We start from the raw sequence: 21124 nt of genomic DNA on the forward strand, positions 1-21124 counted from the left end.
CAGTATATTTTAAATTTTTAGGGTCTAATCCAAAATTTTTTATGCCTTCTTCTATAAGTTTTGCATCTCTGTTATCCCACATAGAGTCTATTAATATTAGACCATCAGAAGTATTGATTACCCAAGCAACAACACTCACAGTTCCTATACAGTATACATTATCAAATACTTTTGTAGGTTTTAAAGGAGTGTTATCATTTAGGTAATCCATTGGAGTTTTTTCAGCAGCAAATACCGAAAAAATGAAAATTAAATAAATGAAAAAAGTTTTTTGTAATAAATTAATCAATTTAAACCTCCTTGAAGTATCGATGTTATAATAATAGTACGTATACGTATTATTGTCAATATGATTTTATATAAAAAAAAATAAAAAAATGATATACTAATGATTACATAATATGTTATAATAAATCAATCTCTTTATTTGGAATGTGTTATGTTAAGAAAGTTGTTTTTTGTAATTTTGCTGTTATCTGTAAATATTTTGTATTCTCAAGAGGCTCAGGAACCTCCTGTTAATATACCAATAATAAAAGCCATTGCAAACAATAATATAGAAAGTTTGAAAAAATTAATAAAAAATGGAGCAGATGTTAATGTTAAAGATGCTGAAGGAAATACTCCTTTAATATGGGCATCTTTGCTTGGTTATGATAAAATAGTAAAAGAGCTTATAGCAAATGGTGCTGATATAAATATGGGTAATAGTTTTGGAAATACACCAATAATGGCTGCAGTATTGGAAGGTAAAAGCAGTACTGTGAAAGAGCTTATAAATAGCGGTGCTGATTTGAATGCTAGAAATCAAGATGGCTGGACAGTTGTTATGTGGGCTGCTGTTAATGGGGATTTATCAATACTTAATACACTCATTAATGCCAAAGCTAATATAAATGTTAAAGATGTTAATGGAAGCACTCCTCTTATGGTAGCTTCTGATAGCGGATATGCTAATGTTGTTAAAGAGCTTGTAAAATTAGGTGCTAATCCTAATGAAAAAAACAATTTTGGAGACACTGCTATAATGATGGGAGCTATTATAGGAGATGTAAATATTGTTAAAACTCTTATAAAATCTGGTGCTAATATAAACGAAAAAGGTTCTAATGGAGGAAGTGCATTAATATATGCTGCAAGACTCGGAAAATTAGATGTTTTAAAAGAATTATTAAAAAGCGGTGCTGATGTAAATATAAAATCTGATGATGGTACTACTCCTATATTGGCTGCATGTATAGATGGATATAGTGATGTTGTAAAAGAGTTAATCAAATATAATGCCGATGTGAATATGCCTAATAATGTAGGTTATACTCCATTAATAGTATCTTCTATAGAGGATCATATAGTTATAGTTGAAACTTTGATTAATGCTGAAGCTGATATAGAAGCCGCAACAAAAGAAGGGTACACTGCATTGATGGGTGCTGCTTTAAAAGGAAATATAGAAATGGCTCAGGTATTATTAGATGCTGGGGCTGATATTAATTATAAATCTCCTAATGGAAAAACTGCTTTAATAATTGCACAAGAAAAAGAACAGCAGGAAATGGCTGATTTCTTAAAATCAAATGGTGCTAAATAATAATTTCTTATTATTGCTAGCGATAAACTCGCTTAAATGTAGCTGACAACTAAAGTTATCAGCTGCTCGTTTATCGCTTCAAAATTAATAACATAATTTATATATAAACTTATATTGGTAATATTAAATATAATAAAAAACAATAATTTCTTATTATTGCTAGCGATAAACTCGCTTAAATGTAGCTGACAACTAAAGTTATCAGCTGCTCGTTTATCGCTTCAAAAATTAATAACATAATTTATATATAAACTTATATTAGTAATATTAAATATAATAAAAAACAATAATTTCTTATTATTGCTAGCGATAAACTCGCTTAAATGTAGCTGACAACTAAAGTTATCAGCTGCTCGTTTATCGCTTCAAAATTAATAACATAATTTATATATAAACTTATATTTAACTGCTATTGTTTTTTATTGTTTAATAATGTAATATTAATTATATTAAAAAAGTAATAGGTAGTAAATGTTTAAAGATAGTAATGTAACAACTCAGGAATTATTGAAGTCGGTTAGACAAATAGAGATAAAAACATCAAAAATAGTAAATTCTTATTTTTCAGGACAGTATCATTCTGCTTTTAAAGGTCATGGTATAGAATTTGATGAAGTGAGAAAATATACTGTAGGCGATGATGTAAGGGCTATGGACTGGAAGGTTAGTGCCAGATATAATGAACCTTTTATAAAGCGTTTTAGAGAGGAAAGAGAACTTAGTGTTATAATACTTGCTGACTTTTCCGCTTCAACTGATTTTGGATTCACAAAAACAAAACATAATTTGATTGTTGAGCTTAGTGCCTTGCTTAGTTTTTCAGCTTTAAAAAATAATGATAAAGTTGGACTTTTAATATTTACTGATATAGTTGAAAAATTTATACCTTTGAATAAAGGCAGAAATCATGTGCTTAGAATAATAAGAGAGCTTATAGAATTCGAGCCTAAAAGTACAAATACTAATATTGCCAATGCTTTGGAATATTTTAATAGAATACAAAAAAGAGACAGTATTACTTTTTTAGTTACAGATTCTTGTGCAGAGCTTCCTAAAAAGGAAATAGATATTACTAGAAAACGTCATGATTTCATTGTATGTTTAGTTAATGATGATTTGGAATATCATTTACCTAATTTCGGCGGTACATTGGTGTTGTCAGATTTAGAAAATGAAGATTATGTATATTTTGATATGTCAAATAAACGTATACGCGAAGAATATTTCAATGAACAAAATAAAATTATGCAAGATAGATTAGATTTTCTTAAAAGAAATTCTATAGAAAAGATTGTCCTTGATACATCTAGCGATTATGTTAGCGAAGTTATGAAATTCTTTATGAAAAGAAGAAGAAAATAATTTTTTATTAACAATATCGCTTTTCATTATTTTTATTTATGATATATAATATGCTATCTAAATTTTAGACTTTATATTTTAGAGTTTTATTATGACAAAAGATATGACTGTCGGAAGTCCATTCAAGACAATAATATATTTTTCTCTTCCTATGCTTATAGGAGGGATATTTCAGCAATTTTATGGTGTTACCGATACCATTATAATAGGTAAATTTGTAGGCTCCAGAGCTTTAGCAGCTATAGGAGCAACTACTTCTACAATGTTTTTCTTCTTATCATTTGCTATAGGTTTTACTAATGCTTTTTCTATAGTAATGGGGCAGTTCTTTGGTGCTAAAAATGAAACTATGCTTAAAAGAACCTTTTTAAACTCTATATATGTAACTTTATTTAGTTCTGTAATACTTTTAATATTTGGTTTGTTTTTTTAAAGACCTTTAATGATTTTATTAAAAACTCCTTCTGATATTATAGATAATTCTGTAATATATTTAAAAATATGTGTTGGTTTATCCTTTGGTCAGCTTATTTATAATGGAGCAGCCAGTATATTAAGGGCTTTAGGTGATAGTAAAACTCCGTTATACTTTTTGATACTTACTACAATTTTGAATATTATATTAGATTTGCTGTTTGTCGCTTTATTAAAAATGAATGTTGCTGGTGTGGCAATAGCTACAGTAGTATCTCAAATGATTTCTGCTTTCTTGAGTGTATTTTATATTATAAAGAAGTTTCCAATATTAAAATTAAATAAAGAAGATATGATATTCGATTCTTCAAATTTACTTATGATAGTAAAAATTGGTGCTTCTATGAGCATACAATCAGTATTTTTATCAATAGGAGAAATGATTATAAGCGGAGTAGTTAATACTTTTGGTACTAATGTTGTGGCATCATATACAACAGGAAATAGAATAATTCAATTTGCATCAATGGCTTATTTTGTTGTATCAGAAGCCTTTGCTGTTTATGTTGCTCAGAATTATGGAGCACAAAAAATTGACAGAATAAAAGAGGGTTTTAAAAGTATTATAATATTATCTTTGACTTTAAGCATACTTGCAGCAGTTATTATATTTTTATTCGGTGATCATTTAGTTAAATTATTTATATCAAAAAATGATCAATATGTAGATGTAATAGCTGAAATATGTAAGGGATATTTAAGAATATCATCAGCATTTTTCCCATTTTTAGCAATAATACTTTTATATAATAATTCTATAAGGGCTATTGGAAATGCATTTATACCTTTAATATCTGGAATTACAGAAATAGTTATAAAGATAGGAGGTTCTTTGCTTCTATCTATACCTTTTGGTTATATAGGTGTTTGGTTTGCTAATCCTGTTGGCTGGGCTCTTGGCATACTTCCTACTTGCATTTATTTTCATAAATATGCTTTTAAATTAAAGAAATAATTTTATATTACTATTTACAAAATTAAATCAATGTTTATAATTTGAAAACTTTATTATTAAGGATACAAAATGAAATATATATCTAATTTGCATACTCATTCTATATATTGTGACGGTCAAAATTCTATAGAGGAAAATATATTATATGCTATAGAAAAAGAATTTATCAGTTTAGGTTTTTCCGGACATTCATATCTTTATTTTGATGAAGGCTGCATGTCTCAAGAAAATACTATAAAATATTTGGAAGATATAAAAAAATATAAAGAAATTTATAAAGATAAAATACAAATATATGCCGGTATAGAAGGGGATTTTTATTCTAATCTTAATAAAGAAACAGATAAAGATATGCATTTAGATTATAGAATAGGTTCAGTGCATTGTATATGCGATGACAGTGATGTAAATAATAAAAAATATTTTTCTATAGATATGTCAAAGTCAAAATTTGATGAAGTTTTACAACATTTTAATGGGGTAAAAAGAGTTATTGAATTATATTTTGATAATGTGATATCAATGGTTAAAAATCAGAAACCGGATATTGTAGGTCATTTGGATTTACCAAGAAAATATAATTTTAATAAAGATTATTTCACAGAAGAAGAAGATTGGTATTTAGATAAAGTTAATGAAGTTTTAGATGTTATAAAGGATAGTGATTGCATTATTGAAGTTAATACTAGAAAAATGAGTAAAGATAATATGAATGCTTGTTATCCTAATATAAACACTATTAAAGAAATATTAAAAAGAGATATACCATTAACTATTAATACAGATGCACATTCTATTAACGGTTTAGATTATTTTTATTCTGAGGCAGTTGAACAATTAAAAAATATAGGTGTGAAATCTATAAAAATGTTAATAGATAATTCTTTTAAAGATATTGATATTAATGATGTCCTTAAAAAAGTAAATTAATCTGTAAAAATTATTATAAATTATTTTGTTTTCTTTGCAAAAATTAATATATTTAATACATACTATATTAAATTTTTATTGCTTTCTATACAAGTATTGTATATTAAGTATTTTTATATACTAATATATTGTTCATAAGTAAATATATCAATCAATTATAATCAATCAGTATAATTCTATATTTTATCACATTTACAAGCGAATATAGAGAATTATTTTATTTTCTATATTTATAAATGAATTTTTAATTTGCTTATCATTTGAATTTATATTGTAAAAAATATATAAAAATCATGATTATTTGTAATATTATTTTATATAGTTATGTGATTCTTGTTATAGTAATGTTTGGAATAAAAATATATTATGTTAATATCTATTGTAAATATTTACCAATATTATACATATTTTATACATAAAAATGAAATAAATATGATAAAAAATAAATTTATGTTCTATATAACTTGAATATGATATAACAATTTCTTATACTATAAGTAGGTATAAAAAAATCAACTTTGGAGTTAATATGAAACCTATAATAGGAATAAGCGGAAGTATTCTAAGTAATGAGAATGACGGTGTGTTTTCAGGATACGAAAGAGCTTATGTAAATGATGATTATGTTCTTTCTGTATCAAGAGCTGGTGGTGTTCCTTATATTGTACCTATGATAGACAATGATGAGGATATAAAGGAGCAGATATCCCATGTCGATGGGGTAGTTTTGTCTGGGGGATATGATGTTGATCCTATTTATTGGGGTGAAGAAATTACTTCAAAATTAGGCAGAATATTTCCTAGGCGAGATAATCATGAAATAAAAATGGTTAAGTACGCTTTAGAGATGAAAAAGCCAATACTTGGTATATGCCGAGGCTGTCAAATTATCAATGTAGCATTTGGAGGAAGTTTATATCAGGATTTATCTTTTATAAAGGATTGTTATATAAAACATTCACAAAGTGCTAAGCCTTATGAAGCTACTCATACTATTGACACTAAAGAGGGCAGTGTCATAAGAGAAATAGTTGGAGAAAGTGTAAGAGTTAATTCTTTCCACCATTTAGCTGTTAAAGAATTAGGTAAAGGATTAATTGCTACAGCATACTCTAAAGACGGTGTGGTTGAAAGTATAGAATATATGGAAGATGGTAATTTTGTTCTTGGTGTGCAGTTTCACCCAGAAATGATGCATGCTTATTATGATTTTGCTTTGAATATTTTCAAAAAATTAGTTTCAAAAGCGAAAAAGTGATTTTTATTATTATCATCTATTCTTGAGTAAATAGAAAATAAGGAGTTTCTATGTCATCAAACAAATTAGGATTATTTAGTATAATATTACTTGGTATAAATGCAATAGTTGGAACAGGTATCTTTTTATTACCTAATCAGGCTTATGCTGAAGTTGGTGTAACAAGTATTGCAGTAATAGTTTTCGATGCTTTCTTAGTTATAAGTATAGCATTATGTTTTGCAGAAATGGGCGGAATGTATAAAAATAATGGAGGCCCTTACCTTTATGCTAAAGATGCATTTGGTGATTTTGTAGGATTTGAAGTAGGTATAATGAAATGGGCTATAAGTATAATTGCTTGGGCTGCTATGGCTATGGGATTTCCTACAGCATTAGGAGCAGTTTGGGAGCCAGCACAAAATCCGGTTGTACAAAAAATAATAGCTATAACTATACTTGTATTGCTCGGTATAATGAACATTATGGGTGTAAAAATATCCAAAATAATGAATAATATTGTTACTACAGGTAAATTAATACCTTTAATATTGTTCGTTACAGTAGGTATTTTCTTTATAAAAGGCGAAAATTTCGTGAATCCTGTATCTGAAACTGGTGAAGTTGTATTAAAAGGTACATTTGGAAGTGCAGCATTGCTTATATTCTATGCTTTCACAGGTTTTGAATCTATAGGTGTTGCAGCAGGAGATATGGACAATGCTAAGAAGAATGTTCCATTAGCTATATGTATAGTTTTAATATTGGTTGCTATAATATATATACTTATACAAGTAAATAGTATAGGTATATTGGGAGCATCATTAGCAACAACAAGTACTCCTGTGGCTACAGCAGCAGAGAAGTTTTTAGGCAAATGGGCAGGGGCTATGGTAACTGCAGGAACTTTGATATCCATAGGCGGTATAAATATAGCTTCTTCATTCTTAACTCCAAGAGCTGGAGTTGCTATGTCAGATGAACATCAGCTACCAAGTTTTATTTCAAAAAGAAATTCAAAAGATGTACCTTATGTGGCAGTAATAATATCAGTTGTATTGACAGCTTTAGTAACATTAACAGGAAGTTTCACTACATTAGCAGCTATAAGTGTAGTATCACGTTTTGCTCAATATATACCAACTTGTTTGGCAGTGCCTGTAATGAGGAAAAAATCTCCAAATATGGAAAGAGGTTTTGTACTTCCTCTTGGACCTGTAATACCTATAATTGCTACAGTTGTTAGTTTATGGTTATTATCACAATCAGATTTGAAGAAAATTATATTTGGTTTAGGCGGATTAGTAATAGGTGCAGTTATTTACTTCATAATGAAGAAAACTAATAAAAAATAATGCGAAAAATGTTCTGTTTTGTGTACATAATAATGCTTTTTTATGTTAAAAAACAGTTGTATAACGTAATACTATAAATGGTAATACTTTATTTTATTTAAATATTTTTTAAATAAAATAGGGTATTGTGTTAATAATATCTTGACAAATCTTTAAAATGATATATCATATATATGTAATATGGAAGTAAGTAATACTAAAAATAATATATTAATAACTAATAATCCAAAAATCTTTAATGAGGTAAATAGCAGAAATATACAAGTCATTTATTTACCGGATTTGGATTTTATGGGTATACTTTATAAGGCTAGAGATTATATACATTTGAACTATAAACTCTTAACTCACCCAATAGTAAGCAGTATTAAGCCTTATGACACCCCATATAAAAGTATAGTTCTTTCTAATAATGATGGTGTTCTTGATTTGGAATCATTAGATTTAATAGAAAATTCTATTGCATTGACTAAGAATTTTTTAGATAAGCCAAGAAGAAAACTTACTGAAACTATAGATGAGGATTTCAAGTTGATAGATTATAAACTTGTTGTCGGAGCTATAGAGAGTATTTTATAATAATAGGAATTTTGTAAGGAGATTATAAATGAGTAATTTATATGACTGTATTATAATAGGTGGTGGTCCATCTGGTTTAGCAGCTGGTATATATTCTGCTAGAGCTAGATTAAAAACAATTCTTTTTGAAAAAGGCAGTTTCGGCGGACAAATTAGTATAACTGACGAAATAGCTAACTATCCTGGTTTCTTTGAGGAAGAAGAAGAGGGCAGACACCCTAAAAATCTTATCAATAAAATGATAGCACAAGCTAAAAAATTCGGTGCTGAAATAGAGCATAAAGAAGTAGTTGATGTAAAATTAGATGGTAAAGTTAAAGAAGTAAAAACTTCTGATGGTACAGTTTATCAATCTAAAGTTGTTATAATAGCTACAGGTGCTCAGCCTAGAAAATTAGGTTGTAAAGGTGAATTAGAATACACTGGTAAAGGTGTTTCTTATTGTGCTACTTGTGATGCTAACTTCTTTGAGGGCTTAGAGGTATTCTGTATCGGCGGTGGTGATACAGCAGTAGAAGAAGCTATGTACTTATCTAAATTTGCTAGAAAAGTAACATTAATAGTTAGAAAAGATTATGTACGTTGTGCTAACTCTATAGAAGAAAAAGCAAAAGCTAATCCAAAAGTAGAAATCAAATTCAGAACAGAACTTTTAGAGCTTAAAGGTGATGGTATTGTTGAATCTGCTATATTCTTAAATAATGAAACTGGTGAAACTTATGAATATAAAGCAGATGAAAATGATGGTACATTTGGTGTATTTATATTTGTTGGTTATGTACCTTTGACAAAATTATTTGAAGGTAAAGTTGAAATGAAAGATGGTTACATCATTACTGACGAAGAAATGAAAACAAATGTAGAAGGTGTATTTGCTTGCGGAGACTTAAGACCAAAAATGTTGAAACAAGTTATTACTGCTACAGCTGATGGTGCTATAGCTGCTATTTCTGCAAATAAATACATAGAAGAAAAATATTCAGAGTAAATATAAAAAAAATTATTAATAAAAATAAAAAAAATGTTATATTTACAATATAAATTATAAAGATTTAAGGAAGGAAGATATAATGAAATTTAATGGCTGAGTAACTAATTTATCTTGCGGTGCAATGAACAACTTTAGTAATAATTCTATGTTTGAATTATGTGCTTTGCAAATGATAAATTTCTCAGGTATTGGAATTCGTTTATTGGAATTTTTTGTAAAAGATGAAGGGTGGAAAGCATATTAATTATAAATATGCATTCTGCTCTTTTTTATTGGTTTGAAACATAACTAAATTTATTAAATAAAAAAATAAAAAATAAAGGAGACTATATGAAGTTAGAGGTAGGCGAGATTTATATTAAAGATATAAAGCTTGACAAAATTTCAAAAGTCGAGAACGGTGTACTCTATGTAAACGAAGAAGAAGTTACAAAGATTGTACTTGAAGATGACAAATTAAAAAGTGTAAAAATCGATGTAGCTCGTCCTGGTGAATCAGTACGTATTACACCAGTAAAAGACGTAATCGAACCTAGAGTAAAAGTTGAAGGCAAGGGCGGAGTATTCCCTGGCATGATATCTAAAGTAGATACAGTAGGTGAAGGTAAAACTAATGTATTAAAAGGTGCTGCTGTTGTTACTTGCGGTAAAATAGTAGGTTTCCAAGAAGGTATCATCGATATGTCTGGTCCTGGTGCTGATTATACACCATTTTCTAAACTTAATAACTTATGTTTAGTTATAGAGCCAGTAGAGCCTATAGAAAAACATGATTATGAAGCTGCAGTAAGAGGTGCAGGTTTAAGAGTTGCTTCTTATTTAGGTAAATTAGCTAAAGAAGTAAAACCAGATCAAACATTTACTTATGAAACTAAACCTATATTTGAACAAGCTGCTATGTATCCAAACTTACCAAAAGTAGGTTATGTATATATGCTTCAAACTCAAGGTTTATTACATGATACTTATGTTTATGGTGTTGATGCTAAGAAAATAGTTCCAACTTTCATTTATCCAACAGAAGTAATGGACGGTGCTATTGTAAGCGGTAACTGTGTATCAGCTTGCGATAAAAACACTACTTATCACCACTTAAACAACCCAGTAATCAAAGCTTTATATGAAAAACATGGTAAAGACATCAACTTTATGGGTGTTATAATAACTAATGAAAACGTATTTTTAGCTGATAAAGTACGTTCTTCAGATTGGTCATCAAAATTAGCTAAATATTTCGGATTAGATGCAGTAATCATATCTGAAGAAGGATTTGGTAACCCAGATGCTGACTTAATAATGAACTGCAGAAAAGCAGAAGCATTCGGAATTAAAACTTGTATCATAACAGATGAATATGCTGGTAGAGATGGTTCTTCTCAATCTTTAGCAGATTCAGATGTATCAGCAAATGCAGTAGTAACAGCTGGTAATGCTAATATAGTTATCAACTTACCAAAAATGGATAAAGTAATAGGTATGTTAGATTATACAGATAAAATAGCTGGTGGTTTCGATGGTTCATTAAAACCAGATGGTTCTATTGAAGCAGAATTACAAGTTATTACAGGTGCTACTAACGAATTAGGTTTTAATAAATTTAGTGCTACAGGACTATAATTTAGTTTTGTGATGCTGATTTTTTAAAATATAAAAACAAAATTTTTTAGGAGGAAAGCCATGAGTATTTTAAATGGTAAAAAAGTAATTATCATTGGCGATAGAGACGGCATTCCTGGAGAAGCTATCAAAGCTTGCGTTGAAACAGTAAGTGACGCAGAAGTTTTGTTTGCTGCTACGGAGTGTTTCGTTTGAACAGCCGCAGGAGCGATGGATTTAGAGAATCAAAAGAGAATTAAAGAATTTGCAGAAAAATTTGGTAAGGAGAATTTAGTAGTATTATTTGGTGCAGCAGAAGCAGAAGCTAGCGGTTTAGCTGCTGAAACAGTAATGTTAGGTGACCCTACTTATGCTGGTGCTTTAGCTAATGTTGCTTTACATTTAGATGCATATCATGCTGTAGAACCAGAATTCAAAGAAGCAGTAGATTCAGCTGTTTACGATGAACAAATTGGTATGGCAGAAATGACATTAAATGTAGAAGAAATCATCGCAGAAATGAAAAGAATGCGTGAAGAAAACAAAAACTAATAATACAACTAATACTTAATAATTTTTATAAAAACAAATTCTCTAAAAATAAAAAAATCCATTGTAATTAAAACCAGTTTGGTTTTTTAAAAAATCGGCAGCCTGATATTTCAAATATTTGGTTGCCTTACATTAAAAAATAGGAGGCTTAAATGCCACAATATAAAATTGTACATTACATTAATCAGTTCTTTGCTAATATTGGTGGAGAAGAAAAAGCTGATATAGCTCCAGAAAAAAGAGATGGAGTTGTAGGTCCAGGTGCTGGATTACAAGGCGAATTAAAGAAAGTAGGTGTTGATGCTGAAATAGTTGCTACAGTTATTTGCGGTGACTCTTATTTCAACGAAAACCTAGAAAAAGCTAAAAAAGAAGTTTTAGACATGATTAAAAGCTATAGCCCAGATTTAGTAATTGCTGGTCCTGCTTTTAATGCTGGTCGTTATGGTACAGCTTGCGGTACTGTTGCTAAAATGGTACAAGATGAATTAAAAATCCCAGCTGTTACTGGTATGTATGTTGAAAACCCAGGTGCAGATATGTTCAAGAAAGATGTTTATATCGTTTCTACTAAAGATTCTGCTGCTGGTATGAGAAATGCATTACCAGTTGTAGCTAAATTAGCTGCTAAACTTCTTAAGAAAGAAGAAATTGGTGCTCCAGAAGCAGAAGGCTATATCCCAAGAGGTATACGTAAAGTATTATTCAGAGATAAAGTTGGTGCTGAAAGAGCTGTTGATATGCTTATACAAAAACTTAAAGGTGAAGCATTCACTACAGAATATCCAATGCCAGACTTCGACAGAGTTACTCCTGGTGAAGCTATTAAAGATATGACTAAAGCTAAAATAGCTATAGTTACAAGCGGTGGTATAGTACCATCTGGTAACCCAGACCACATAGAATCTTCTTCTGCTTCAAAATATGGTAGATATTCTATAGATGATATGGGCGAAACAGCTCATGGTGGTTATGACCCTACTTATGCTAACCAAGACCCTAACAGAGTATTACCTGTTGATGTATTAAAGGAAATACAAAAAGAAGGCAAAATAGGAGAGCTTTATCCATACTATTACACTACAGTTGGTAATGGTACTTCAGTTAAAAATTCTAAAGCGTTTGCCACTGAATTTGCTCAGACTTTAGTTAAAGATGGAGTTCAAGCTGTTATCTTAACATCTACTTGAGGAACTTGTACTCGTTGCGGTGCAACGATGGTAAAAGCAATAGAAGCTACTGGAATACCTGTAGTTCATATTTGTACTATTGTTCCTATTTCTTTAACAGTTGGTGCTAACAGAATAGTTCCTGCTGTTGCTATACCTCACCCACTAGGTAATCCAAACTTATCTAAAGAGGATGAGAAAAAATTAAGACGTAAATTAGTTGAAAGAGCTTTAAAAGCTTTATCAACTCCTGTAGATTCTCAAACAGTTTTTGAAGAATAATTTAAATGTTGAAAACTAAAAATATTTATATATACTATATTGTATAAATAAAAAAAGGGGAGTACAAATATTTAATTATACTTGTATGTCCCCTTATTTTTAATTTATTAAATAAAAATTAAATAATTGGAGATTAAAAAGATGAGTTATGCTGTATTAAAAGCTGCTGCTTATGCCATAGTACATGCTCCTGACATGGTTATTAATAATGGTACTACGCAAACAGTTGAAAGAGAAGTTAATCCTAATTCTGATTACTTAAAAAAAATTAAAGAACATCTTAGACCTTTTGAAGATGTTGTAAATTATGCTCCTAACCAAACTTATATTGGTAATCTTCACCCAGAAGAATTGAAAAAATTAGCTTCTCAAGTTTCTGATGAAGTTAAAAAAGCTGGCGGAAGCTGGATAGGTGTTCCTTGCAAAGGTGACAGAAATGGTAAATTTGGTGAAATCTTTGCTGAAGATGAATTCATTTTCATGATGAAAATAGCTGATACTTTTGAATTAGTATATTTAGAAGCAGAATTTGAAAAGAAAATGAGAGATGCTTATGTTGCTGTAGAATCTAAATATAAATCAGAAGATGAAATTAAAAAAGATTTAGCACAAGTAAAATGTGAAACTAAGATAGAAGAAATAGAAAAACTAATGAAAGAAGAACATGCAGAAGGTTTGTATTTCAATGAAAAATTAGTTGGTTGTGTAAAAAGAGCTCATGATGTAGATATTAACTTAAGTGCACATGTTATCTTCGAAAACTTAGCAGTTAAAGCCTCTGGTATAATGGCATTAAAAGAACTTATCAGAAAGAAAAATGTTGATCCTAAAAGTATTGATTTAGTTATTGAATGTTCTGAAGAAGCTTGCGGTGATATGAACCAAAGAGGCGGCGGTAACTTTGCTAAAAGTATAGCTGAGATTGCTGGTATACCTAACACTACTGGTTTTGATATCAGAGGATTCTGTGCTGCTCCTTCACATGCTTTAGTAACAGCTGCTTCATTAGTTAAAGCTGGTTCTTACAAAAATGTTGTAATAGTTGCTGGTGGTGCTACTGCTAAATTAGGTATGAATGGTAAAAGCCATGTAACTAAAAATCTTCCTATCATCGAAGATATATTAGGTGCTTTTGCTGTATTAATCAGTGAAAACGATGGCGTACACCCAGTTATTAGAACTGATATACTTGGAAGACATACAGTTGCTACAGGTTCTGCTCCTCAAGCTGTTATGACTTCTTTAATAGTAAATCCATTAGAAAAAGCTAACTTAAAAGTTACAGATATAGATAAATATACTGTTGAAATGCAAAACCCAGATGTAACTAAACCTGCTGGTGCTGGTGATGTACCTGAAGCTAACTACAAAATGATAGCTGCTATAGGTGTTAAAAAAGGCGATCTTGACAGAAGTCAATTAGCTGAATTTGTTGAAAAACATGGTATGTCTGGTTGGGCTCCAACTCAAGGTCATATTCCATCAGGAGTACCTTATTTAGGTTATGCTATTGAAGATATTATGTCTGGTAAAATTAACCGTATAATGTTAATAGGTAAAGGTTCATTATTCTTAGGAAGAATGACTAATTTATTTGACGGTATATCTGTTATTATAGAGAAAAATAATGGTGATAAAGGCACTGGCGATGGTGTTTCAAAAGAAGAAGTTAATAAACTTATTGCTAATGCTATGAGAGATTTCGCTAAAACTATGTTAGGTGAGTAAGGAGGTATTAGATGAGTGATGCTTCTAATTCAGCTATAAAGTCTATGATAGGAGAGACTTTCCTTTCACTTGCTAATGCTTTAGAAACTGGTCAATTTGGTAAAAAAGTACGTATTGGTATTACAAATAGAGGTTCTGAACATGGTGCAGAGGCTGTATCTCTTGGCGGTGTCATAGCTATGAGCAGAAACAAAAATGTTGAAGTTGTTTTGATTGGTGAGAAAAATTCTACTGGTTTACAAACAATAGAAACTGATTGCGATGAAAAAGCTCATAAACTAATGGAAGAAATGCTTGCTAAAGGCGAGTTAGATGCTTGCGTTACTATGCATTATCCTTTCCCTATAGGTGTATCTACTGTTGGTAGAGTTATATCTCAAGCTAATGGTAAAGAAACATATATTGCTACTACTACAGGTACTTCAGCTACTGTTAGAGATCAAGCTATGTTCAAAAATGCTATTTATGGTATCATAACAGCTAAAGCTTGCGGTATTAAAGAGCCTACAGTTGGTATATTAAATATTGACTCTGCTCGTACTGTAGAAAGAGCTTTAAAAGAACTTGCTTCTAATGGCTACAATATTAAATTCGGTGCTTCAAATCGTGCTGACGGCGGTGCTGTATTAAGAGGTAATGACCTTATTACTGGTGCTGTTGATGTTATAGTTTGTGATTCTCTTACAGGAAACATTCTTATAAAAATGTTCTCATCTTTCAATAGCGGCGGAAGCTATGAAGCTATAGGATATGGTTATGGTCCTGGTATAGGATTTGGTTTCAAAACTCCTATATTCATTATTTCAAGAGCTTCTGGTTCTAATGTTATTGCTGGTGCTATAGAATATGCTTATCAGTGTATCAGCGGTAATTTGATAGATGTAGTGAACAAAGAAGAAGAAGAAGTTAAAAAGTATGGTTTTGATGCTATATTAGAAAGTTTAAAACCTAAAGCTAATGCTTCTTCAGGTGCTGAAAAAGCTAAACCTACTGTTGCTAAAGAAGTTGTAACTGCACAAATTCCTGGTGTAGAAGTAATGGATTTAGACGCAGCTGTAGAATTAGTAATGGAAAATGGTATATATGCTGAGTCTGGTATGGGTTGTACTGGGCCTATCATATTAGTAAGTGATAAGAATAAAGAAAATGCAGAAAATATTTTGAGAAAAGGTGGATTTATATCTTAGGTTAAGATTGTCCATCATAAAGACTAATTACAATTATAGTAACTTTTTTTACTAATTTTGCAAATTATGGAAACATTAGATATTAGATAATAATATCTAGTGTTTCCATTTTTTATTTTCATTAATATATTAAAAATCATAGGAGTTTATTATGCGTTTAGTTTATTTTATTACTTATCCTACATAGATATTAATTAGTAATTACTGATTAAATTTAATTAGTGTAAGTTTTACCAATTCATTTCATTATATGTAAGAAAATATAATGAAAATTTTATTATTGTCAAATTAAAAAAAGAGGAGAAAATTATGACATTTGAACAATTTAATGATCAATTATTAGTAATAGTTAATAAGGTTGCTGGTTTTTTATGGGATCCTTTACTAATTATATTACTAGTAGGTACAGGTCTATTTCTTACTTTCAGATTGAAATTTGTTCAGGTAAGAGAATTTATTTATAGTGTTAAACGCAGTTTCAAAAAGTCGGAAAAAAAATCAGGCGGTGCAGAAGAGGGAAAAATCAGTTCTTTTCAATCATTGGCTACTTCTATAGCAGGTCAGGTTGGTACTGGAAATTTAACAGGTACAGCTACAGCTTTATTAGCAGGAGGTCCTGGAGCTGTATTTTGGTTGTGGGTATCTTCATTCTTAGGTATGGCTACCATATTTGCTGAAGCTAGTTTGGCTATCCGTTTTAGAGAAAAAACTAAAGAAGGTAAATGGATAGGCGGTCCTTCATATTATTTAAAGCAGGCATTCAAAAATAGTTTCGGTAAATTTTTAGCAGGATTATTTTCTATATTGATAATACTTGCTTTAGGATTTATGGGTAATATGGTTCAGTCAAACTCTATAGGCGTTGCTTTTAATAATGCTTTTGGTGTTAACAAAATTATTGTAGGCGTAGTAGTTGCTGTACTTTCAGGATTTATATTTTTAGGCGGAATAGGAAGAATAGCTAAAACTACAGAAAAAATAGTTCCTATAATGGGGGTATTATATATATTAGGTGCTGTTATTTTCCTAATTCTTAATGCAAGTAAAATCCCTCATGCTTTCCAAATGATATTTGTAGGTGCTTTTAATCCTGAGGCTGTAGTAGGAGGTACTATAGGTATAGCTGTAATGAATGCTGTACGTTTAGGTATTGCAAGAGGTTTATTCTCTAATGAGGCTGGTATGGGTTCTACTCCTCATGCTCATGCTTTAGCTGATGTTGAACACCCATGTGAGCAAGGTGCAGTTGCTATAATGGGGGTATTGGCAGTATTTATGATAGTAACTTTAACTGCTTTAGTAATGCTTACTTCTGGAGTTTTGGATCAAGTATATAATAGTAATGTGACTCAGGCTACTATTCCAGAAACACTTAAAGGTATAGGTTTGGCACAGGAATCTTTCAAAACTAAATTTGGAACTGTAGGTGTTATGTTTGTAGCAATATCTTTATTTTTCTTTGCATTCTCTACAATCATTGCTTGGTATTTCTTCGGCGAACAAAATATAAGATATTTATTTGGTGAAAAAGCAGTAAGAGTATATTCTTTACTTGCTATAATATTTATATTCATAGGTTCTACTTTAAAAGTTGATTTAGTATGGTCTTTAGCTGACTGTTTCAATGCTATGATGGTTATTCCTAACATTATAGGTGTACTAGCTTTAAGCGGCACTGTCTCTGTTTTATATAATGAGTATCAAAAATTCAAAAAAGATAAATAATTAATAAAATTTAATATTTTAGAGGACTTATATATATTTATATAAGTCCTATTTTTTACATATTAAATTATTTTTTAGGTTTAAATATTAATGATATAGAGTTTACGCAATGTCTTGTATTTTTTTCAGTAAGATGTTCTCCTTGAAATACATGACCTAAATGTCCGCCGCAATTACTGCAGGTTATCTCTATTCTATATCCGTCTTCGTCTAGTGATCTTCTTACAGCTCCTTTTATCTCATCATCAAAACTAGGCCAGCCGCAATGTGATTTAAATTTATCTTCTGAACGATATAATTCTGCACCGCATTGTTTGCAGCAGTATACTCCTTCTTCAAAAAAATTATTGTATTCTCCTGTGAAAGGATATTCTGTGCCTTTGAAAATAATGACATTTTTTTCTTCTTCTGTTAATTTTATTTTTTCCATACTGCTATCTCCTTATTTACTATATTTACTGTTTAGCATTTTCTATAATATTAAGAATTGTTTCATTTGAAATTTCTTTTATTGGAATAATATCTGTTGGATAATCACAATATGAAGAAATATTTTTTTCAAATATAATTATATCATGCCATTTTCCGCATTTATAGCCTACATTATGAAGTATACCAACATTTTTAAATCCGAAATGATTATGGAGTTTTTCGCTTTGCATATTAGGAAATGTAACTTTTGAATAAAGATTTTTTATTCCTTGATATTTTAGTATATCAATCAATGCTGAATATAATTTTTTTCCAACTCCTTTAGATCTATTTTCTTTATCTAAATATATAGATAATTCTGCATTCCACTTATATGCTTCTCTTTCCATAAATTTATGTGCATAACAGTATCCTATTATTTTATTATTATCTTCACATACTAAATATGGATATGTTTTAAGAATATTTTCTATTCTTTCTTTGAATTCTTTTTCTGTTGGAAGATCGTATTCAAAGGTTATAGGGGTATCAATATATTGAGAGTATATTGATAATATAGATAATGTATCTTTTGTAGTTGCTTGTCTTATTAACATTTCTATATTATATATTAGAATATTAAAAATATCAAAAATTGCAAAATATATAAAAGAATATAAAATTATTTAAATTATTGTCAGGAAAATAGTATTATGAAATATAAACCTCAAACAAAAGAAGAATTAATTAAATTAGTACAAGATGAAAATATATATTTGGGTAATATAGATACAAGTTTAATTACGGATATGAGTAATCTTTTTTATGAGAGTTCAATGAAAGATTTTGAAGGCATAGAATGTTGGGACGTTTCAAATGTAGAAAATATGTCATATATGTTTTGGGAGTGTGTTAATTTTAATCAGCCTATTGATAAATGGAATATTTCTAATGTTAACAATGTTCAGGCTATGTTTGGAAATTGTTCGATATTTAATCAAAATATAGAACAATGGGATACTTCTAATATAACAAATTTTTCTTTTATGTTTTATAATTGCCTTAATTTTAATCAGCCTTTGGCAAACTGGAATACTTCAAATGCAGAAACTTTATATTGTATATTCTATGGATGTAAAAACTTTAATCAAAATATAGAGAATTGGAATGTATCTAATGTGAAAGATATGCGTTATGTTTTTTATGCATGTATTAATTTCAATCAGCCTTTAAATAAATGGAATATTTCTAATGCAACAGATACTAGTTATATGTTTAACTTTGCAAATAAATTTAATCAGCCTCTTAATGATTGGAATACTTTTAATGTTACAAATATGATGAACATGTTTAAAGATGCTGATAGTTTTAACCAGTCAATAGATAATTGGACTATTAATAAATCTTGCGATGTTCAGGATATTTTTTCAAGTTCTTATAATAATATGAAGTCAATATTGAATGTTTATTTTTCGGCAAGAGGCAATTATAAGAAAAAACTTTTAAATATGCTTGAGAATTGCGATATAAAAGAAGTATATAAAGAAGTTCTTAAATATAATAAACTTAAAGATTTTATTAAAAAACTTGAGAATACTTATTATGATGAATTAAAAGAATTGATTGAAGATAAAGAAAATATTTTAAATGGATATAAACAAAAATCAAAAATAAAATGATTTAGTTTAGTATTAAATATGTTATATTATTTTAATTATAATTTGATATTATATAATACTAATTAAGAGGAATAATTATGAAAAAAACATTGCCTAAAAATTTTCAAGAATTATTAGAAGAAAATGATATTGAAAAAATAAAAAAAGAATTAGATAAATGCGATGTAAATGCTTATGGTGATTATTCAAAATGTAATGCATTATCTTTTCCTGAAATTAATGAAGAAATTGCAAGGTATTTAATAGAAAGAGGTGCTGATATTAATTATAAGGATATATATAAAAATACACCTTTGCATCATCATTCTGCTTCTATAAAAAATAATATAGATTTAATTATGGAATTAGGTGCGGATATAGAAGCTAAAAATTATGAGGGACAAACACATTTACATTATGCAGCCTATCTTTTTAGAACAGATAATATAGAAAAATTATTAAAATATAATCCTAATATTAACACTAAAGATAAAAGCGGTTCTAATATATTAGAAACTATACTTAAAATATGCCGAAATGCAGATATTATTGATACTGTAAAAATATCGGAGATTTTATTAAATGCTGGTTTGAAGATAGAAAATAAAGAAAAAATAAAAAAATATGTTACAAATATCGGGAAGAATTTTGAATTTTATAGAGCTGATATAAATAAAGATTTAATTGATGATTTGGATAAAGCATTAACAAAACTTTATAATTTATTTGATGTTGAAGCAGTACCAAAAAAAATAGTTTATGATGGAGTTTCTCCAATAATTCCAACTTCTAAAAAATGGCAGAGTATTCATAAGGAATTATGGAATTTACTTGTTTCGGGAAAAGGACATGCTTCTACATTGCAAGGGGAAGTTATAAGAATAAGCGGAAAAATGAGTTATGAAATACTTGATAATGGGGCTATAAATTGGAATAAAGATTATAGAATTATGCTTAATTCTTTTATAGAATATATGTCTTCTTACAATGCTTTAGAAGAAAAATATATAGATGACTTAAAGGAATTATCTAAAAACATAACCGAAAAATCTGAAAATGAAATAGCTAAACTGCAGATGAGTGCTGTTAAGTGGGTATTATTAAATCCTAATCCTATAAAATGTGAAAATGTAAAATATAAAAGATAAAGATGAAGTTCTAAATATGATAAATAATATATAAATATTTTTAATTGATTTTTATTTATTATATATAAAAAATAGGAGAAATTATTATGCATAAATACAAACCTCAGACAAAAGAAGAATTGCAAAAGTTAGTTCAAGATGAAAATATATATTTGGGTGATATTGATACAAGTTTAATCACTGATATGAGCGGACTG

At 29.0% G+C, this 21124-nt stretch carries 18 protein-coding genes and 2 pseudogenes; 17 read left to right on the plus strand and 3 right to left on the minus strand.

Going from position 1 to position 21124, the window contains the following annotated elements; genetic code table 11:
* Window positions 1-289 (minus strand): annotated as a pseudogene (locus R4K56_RS11650) (MBL fold metallo-hydrolase); the annotation flags it as partial.
* A 150-nt stretch (window positions 290-439) separates the two neighbouring features.
* On the opposite strand from R4K56_RS11650, the gene R4K56_RS11655 reads away from it, so the two are divergent.
* The 15 genes and pseudogenes from R4K56_RS11655 to R4K56_RS11725 all read left to right on the plus strand — a co-directional run bounded on the left by R4K56_RS11655 (window position 440) and on the right by R4K56_RS11725 (window position 17710).
* Window positions 440-1588 (plus strand): ankyrin repeat domain-containing protein, encoded by a 1149-nt coding sequence (locus R4K56_RS11655; protein ID WP_335773212.1) that lies wholly within the window; start codon window positions 440-442, stop codon window positions 1586-1588.
* Window positions 1589-2059: 471 nt separating this feature from the next.
* Window positions 2060-2950 carry a DUF58 domain-containing protein gene (locus R4K56_RS11660; RefSeq protein WP_335756968.1) on the plus strand — a complete coding sequence of 297 codons (891 nt, stop codon included), beginning with the start codon at window positions 2060-2062 and terminating at the stop codon, window positions 2948-2950.
* 91 nt (window positions 2951-3041) lie between these two features.
* Window positions 3042-4379, plus strand: a pseudogene (locus tag R4K56_RS11665) (MATE family efflux transporter).
* A gap of 69 nt (window positions 4380-4448) precedes the next feature.
* On the plus strand, window positions 4449-5309 hold the full coding sequence (locus tag R4K56_RS11670; protein WP_335773185.1) for a histidinol-phosphatase: 861 nt from the start codon (window positions 4449-4451) through the stop codon (window positions 5307-5309).
* A gap of 529 nt (window positions 5310-5838) precedes the next feature.
* Window positions 5839-6567 carry a gamma-glutamyl-gamma-aminobutyrate hydrolase family protein gene (locus R4K56_RS11675; protein WP_335756966.1) on the plus strand — a complete coding sequence of 243 codons (729 nt, stop codon included), beginning with the start codon at window positions 5839-5841 and terminating at the stop codon, window positions 6565-6567.
* A 50-nt stretch (window positions 6568-6617) separates the two neighbouring features.
* Complete coding sequence (locus R4K56_RS11680) at window positions 6618-7901, plus strand: APC family permease (RefSeq protein ID WP_335772855.1); 1284 nt, start codon at window positions 6618-6620, stop codon at window positions 7899-7901.
* A gap of 180 nt (window positions 7902-8081) precedes the next feature.
* On the plus strand, window positions 8082-8480 hold the full coding sequence (locus tag R4K56_RS11685) for a GrdX family protein (protein ID WP_335756964.1): 399 nt from the start codon (window positions 8082-8084) through the stop codon (window positions 8478-8480).
* Between the two features lie 28 nt (window positions 8481-8508).
* Window positions 8509-9468, plus strand: coding sequence for an NAD(P)/FAD-dependent oxidoreductase (locus tag R4K56_RS11690; RefSeq protein WP_297298469.1), 960 nt, complete (start codon window positions 8509-8511; stop codon window positions 9466-9468).
* Window positions 9469-9592: 124 nt separating this feature from the next.
* Complete coding sequence (locus tag R4K56_RS11695) at window positions 9593-9715, plus strand: hypothetical protein (RefSeq protein ID WP_335756963.1); 123 nt, start codon at window positions 9593-9595, stop codon at window positions 9713-9715.
* Window positions 9716-9801: 86 nt separating this feature from the next.
* Window positions 9802-11088 carry a glycine/sarcosine/betaine reductase component B subunit gene (locus tag R4K56_RS11700; RefSeq protein WP_297298464.1) on the plus strand — a complete coding sequence of 429 codons (1287 nt, stop codon included), beginning with the start codon at window positions 9802-9804 and terminating at the stop codon, window positions 11086-11088.
* A 60-nt stretch (window positions 11089-11148) separates the two neighbouring features.
* Window positions 11149-11619 (plus strand): glycine/sarcosine/betaine reductase complex selenoprotein A, encoded by a 471-nt coding sequence (gene grdA, locus R4K56_RS11705; RefSeq protein WP_335756962.1) that lies wholly within the window; start codon window positions 11149-11151, stop codon window positions 11617-11619.
* Between the two features lie 152 nt (window positions 11620-11771).
* The gene (gene grdB, locus R4K56_RS11710) at window positions 11772-13070 is read left to right on the plus strand and encodes a glycine reductase complex selenoprotein B (RefSeq protein ID WP_335772856.1); all 1299 of its coding nucleotides are present in this window, start codon (window positions 11772-11774) and stop codon (window positions 13068-13070) included.
* A 141-nt stretch (window positions 13071-13211) separates the two neighbouring features.
* Window positions 13212-14798 carry a glycine/sarcosine/betaine reductase complex component C subunit beta gene (gene grdC / locus R4K56_RS11715; RefSeq protein ID WP_297298459.1) on the plus strand — a complete coding sequence of 529 codons (1587 nt, stop codon included), beginning with the start codon at window positions 13212-13214 and terminating at the stop codon, window positions 14796-14798.
* Window positions 14799-14809: 11 nt separating this feature from the next.
* Entirely contained in the window at window positions 14810-15985 is a 1176-nt protein-coding gene (gene grdD / locus R4K56_RS11720) for a glycine/sarcosine/betaine reductase complex component C subunit alpha (protein ID WP_335772857.1), read from the plus strand.
* A gap of 309 nt (window positions 15986-16294) precedes the next feature.
* On the plus strand, window positions 16295-17710 hold the full coding sequence (locus tag R4K56_RS11725; protein WP_335772858.1) for an alanine/glycine:cation symporter family protein: 1416 nt from the start codon (window positions 16295-16297) through the stop codon (window positions 17708-17710).
* 67 nt (window positions 17711-17777) lie between these two features.
* Here R4K56_RS11725 and R4K56_RS11730 read toward each other — a convergent pair whose 3' ends face one another.
* Both R4K56_RS11730 and R4K56_RS11735 read right to left on the minus strand, forming a co-directional pair.
* Complete coding sequence (locus tag R4K56_RS11730; protein WP_335772859.1) at window positions 17778-18140, minus strand: methionine-R-sulfoxide reductase; 363 nt, start codon at window positions 18138-18140, stop codon at window positions 17778-17780.
* A 25-nt stretch (window positions 18141-18165) separates the two neighbouring features.
* Window positions 18166-18738 (minus strand): GNAT family N-acetyltransferase, encoded by a 573-nt coding sequence (locus R4K56_RS11735; protein WP_335772860.1) that lies wholly within the window; start codon window positions 18736-18738, stop codon window positions 18166-18168.
* 96 nt (window positions 18739-18834) lie between these two features.
* Here R4K56_RS11735 and R4K56_RS11740 point away from each other — a divergent pair, with 96 nt between their 5' ends.
* Both R4K56_RS11740 and R4K56_RS11745 read left to right on the plus strand, forming a co-directional pair.
* Window positions 18835-19800: a BspA family leucine-rich repeat surface protein gene (locus tag R4K56_RS11740; RefSeq protein WP_335772861.1), complete on the plus strand. Its 966-nt coding sequence runs from the start codon at window positions 18835-18837 to the stop codon at window positions 19798-19800.
* A 77-nt stretch (window positions 19801-19877) separates the two neighbouring features.
* Complete coding sequence (locus R4K56_RS11745) at window positions 19878-20927, plus strand: ankyrin repeat domain-containing protein (RefSeq protein WP_335772862.1); 1050 nt, start codon at window positions 19878-19880, stop codon at window positions 20925-20927.
* The last annotated feature ends 197 nt before the right edge of the window (window positions 20928-21124 follow it).

This window comes from Brachyspira pulli, assembly GCF_036997785.1.
Taxonomy (GTDB): domain Bacteria; phylum Spirochaetota; class Brachyspiria; order Brachyspirales; family Brachyspiraceae; genus Brachyspira; species Brachyspira pulli.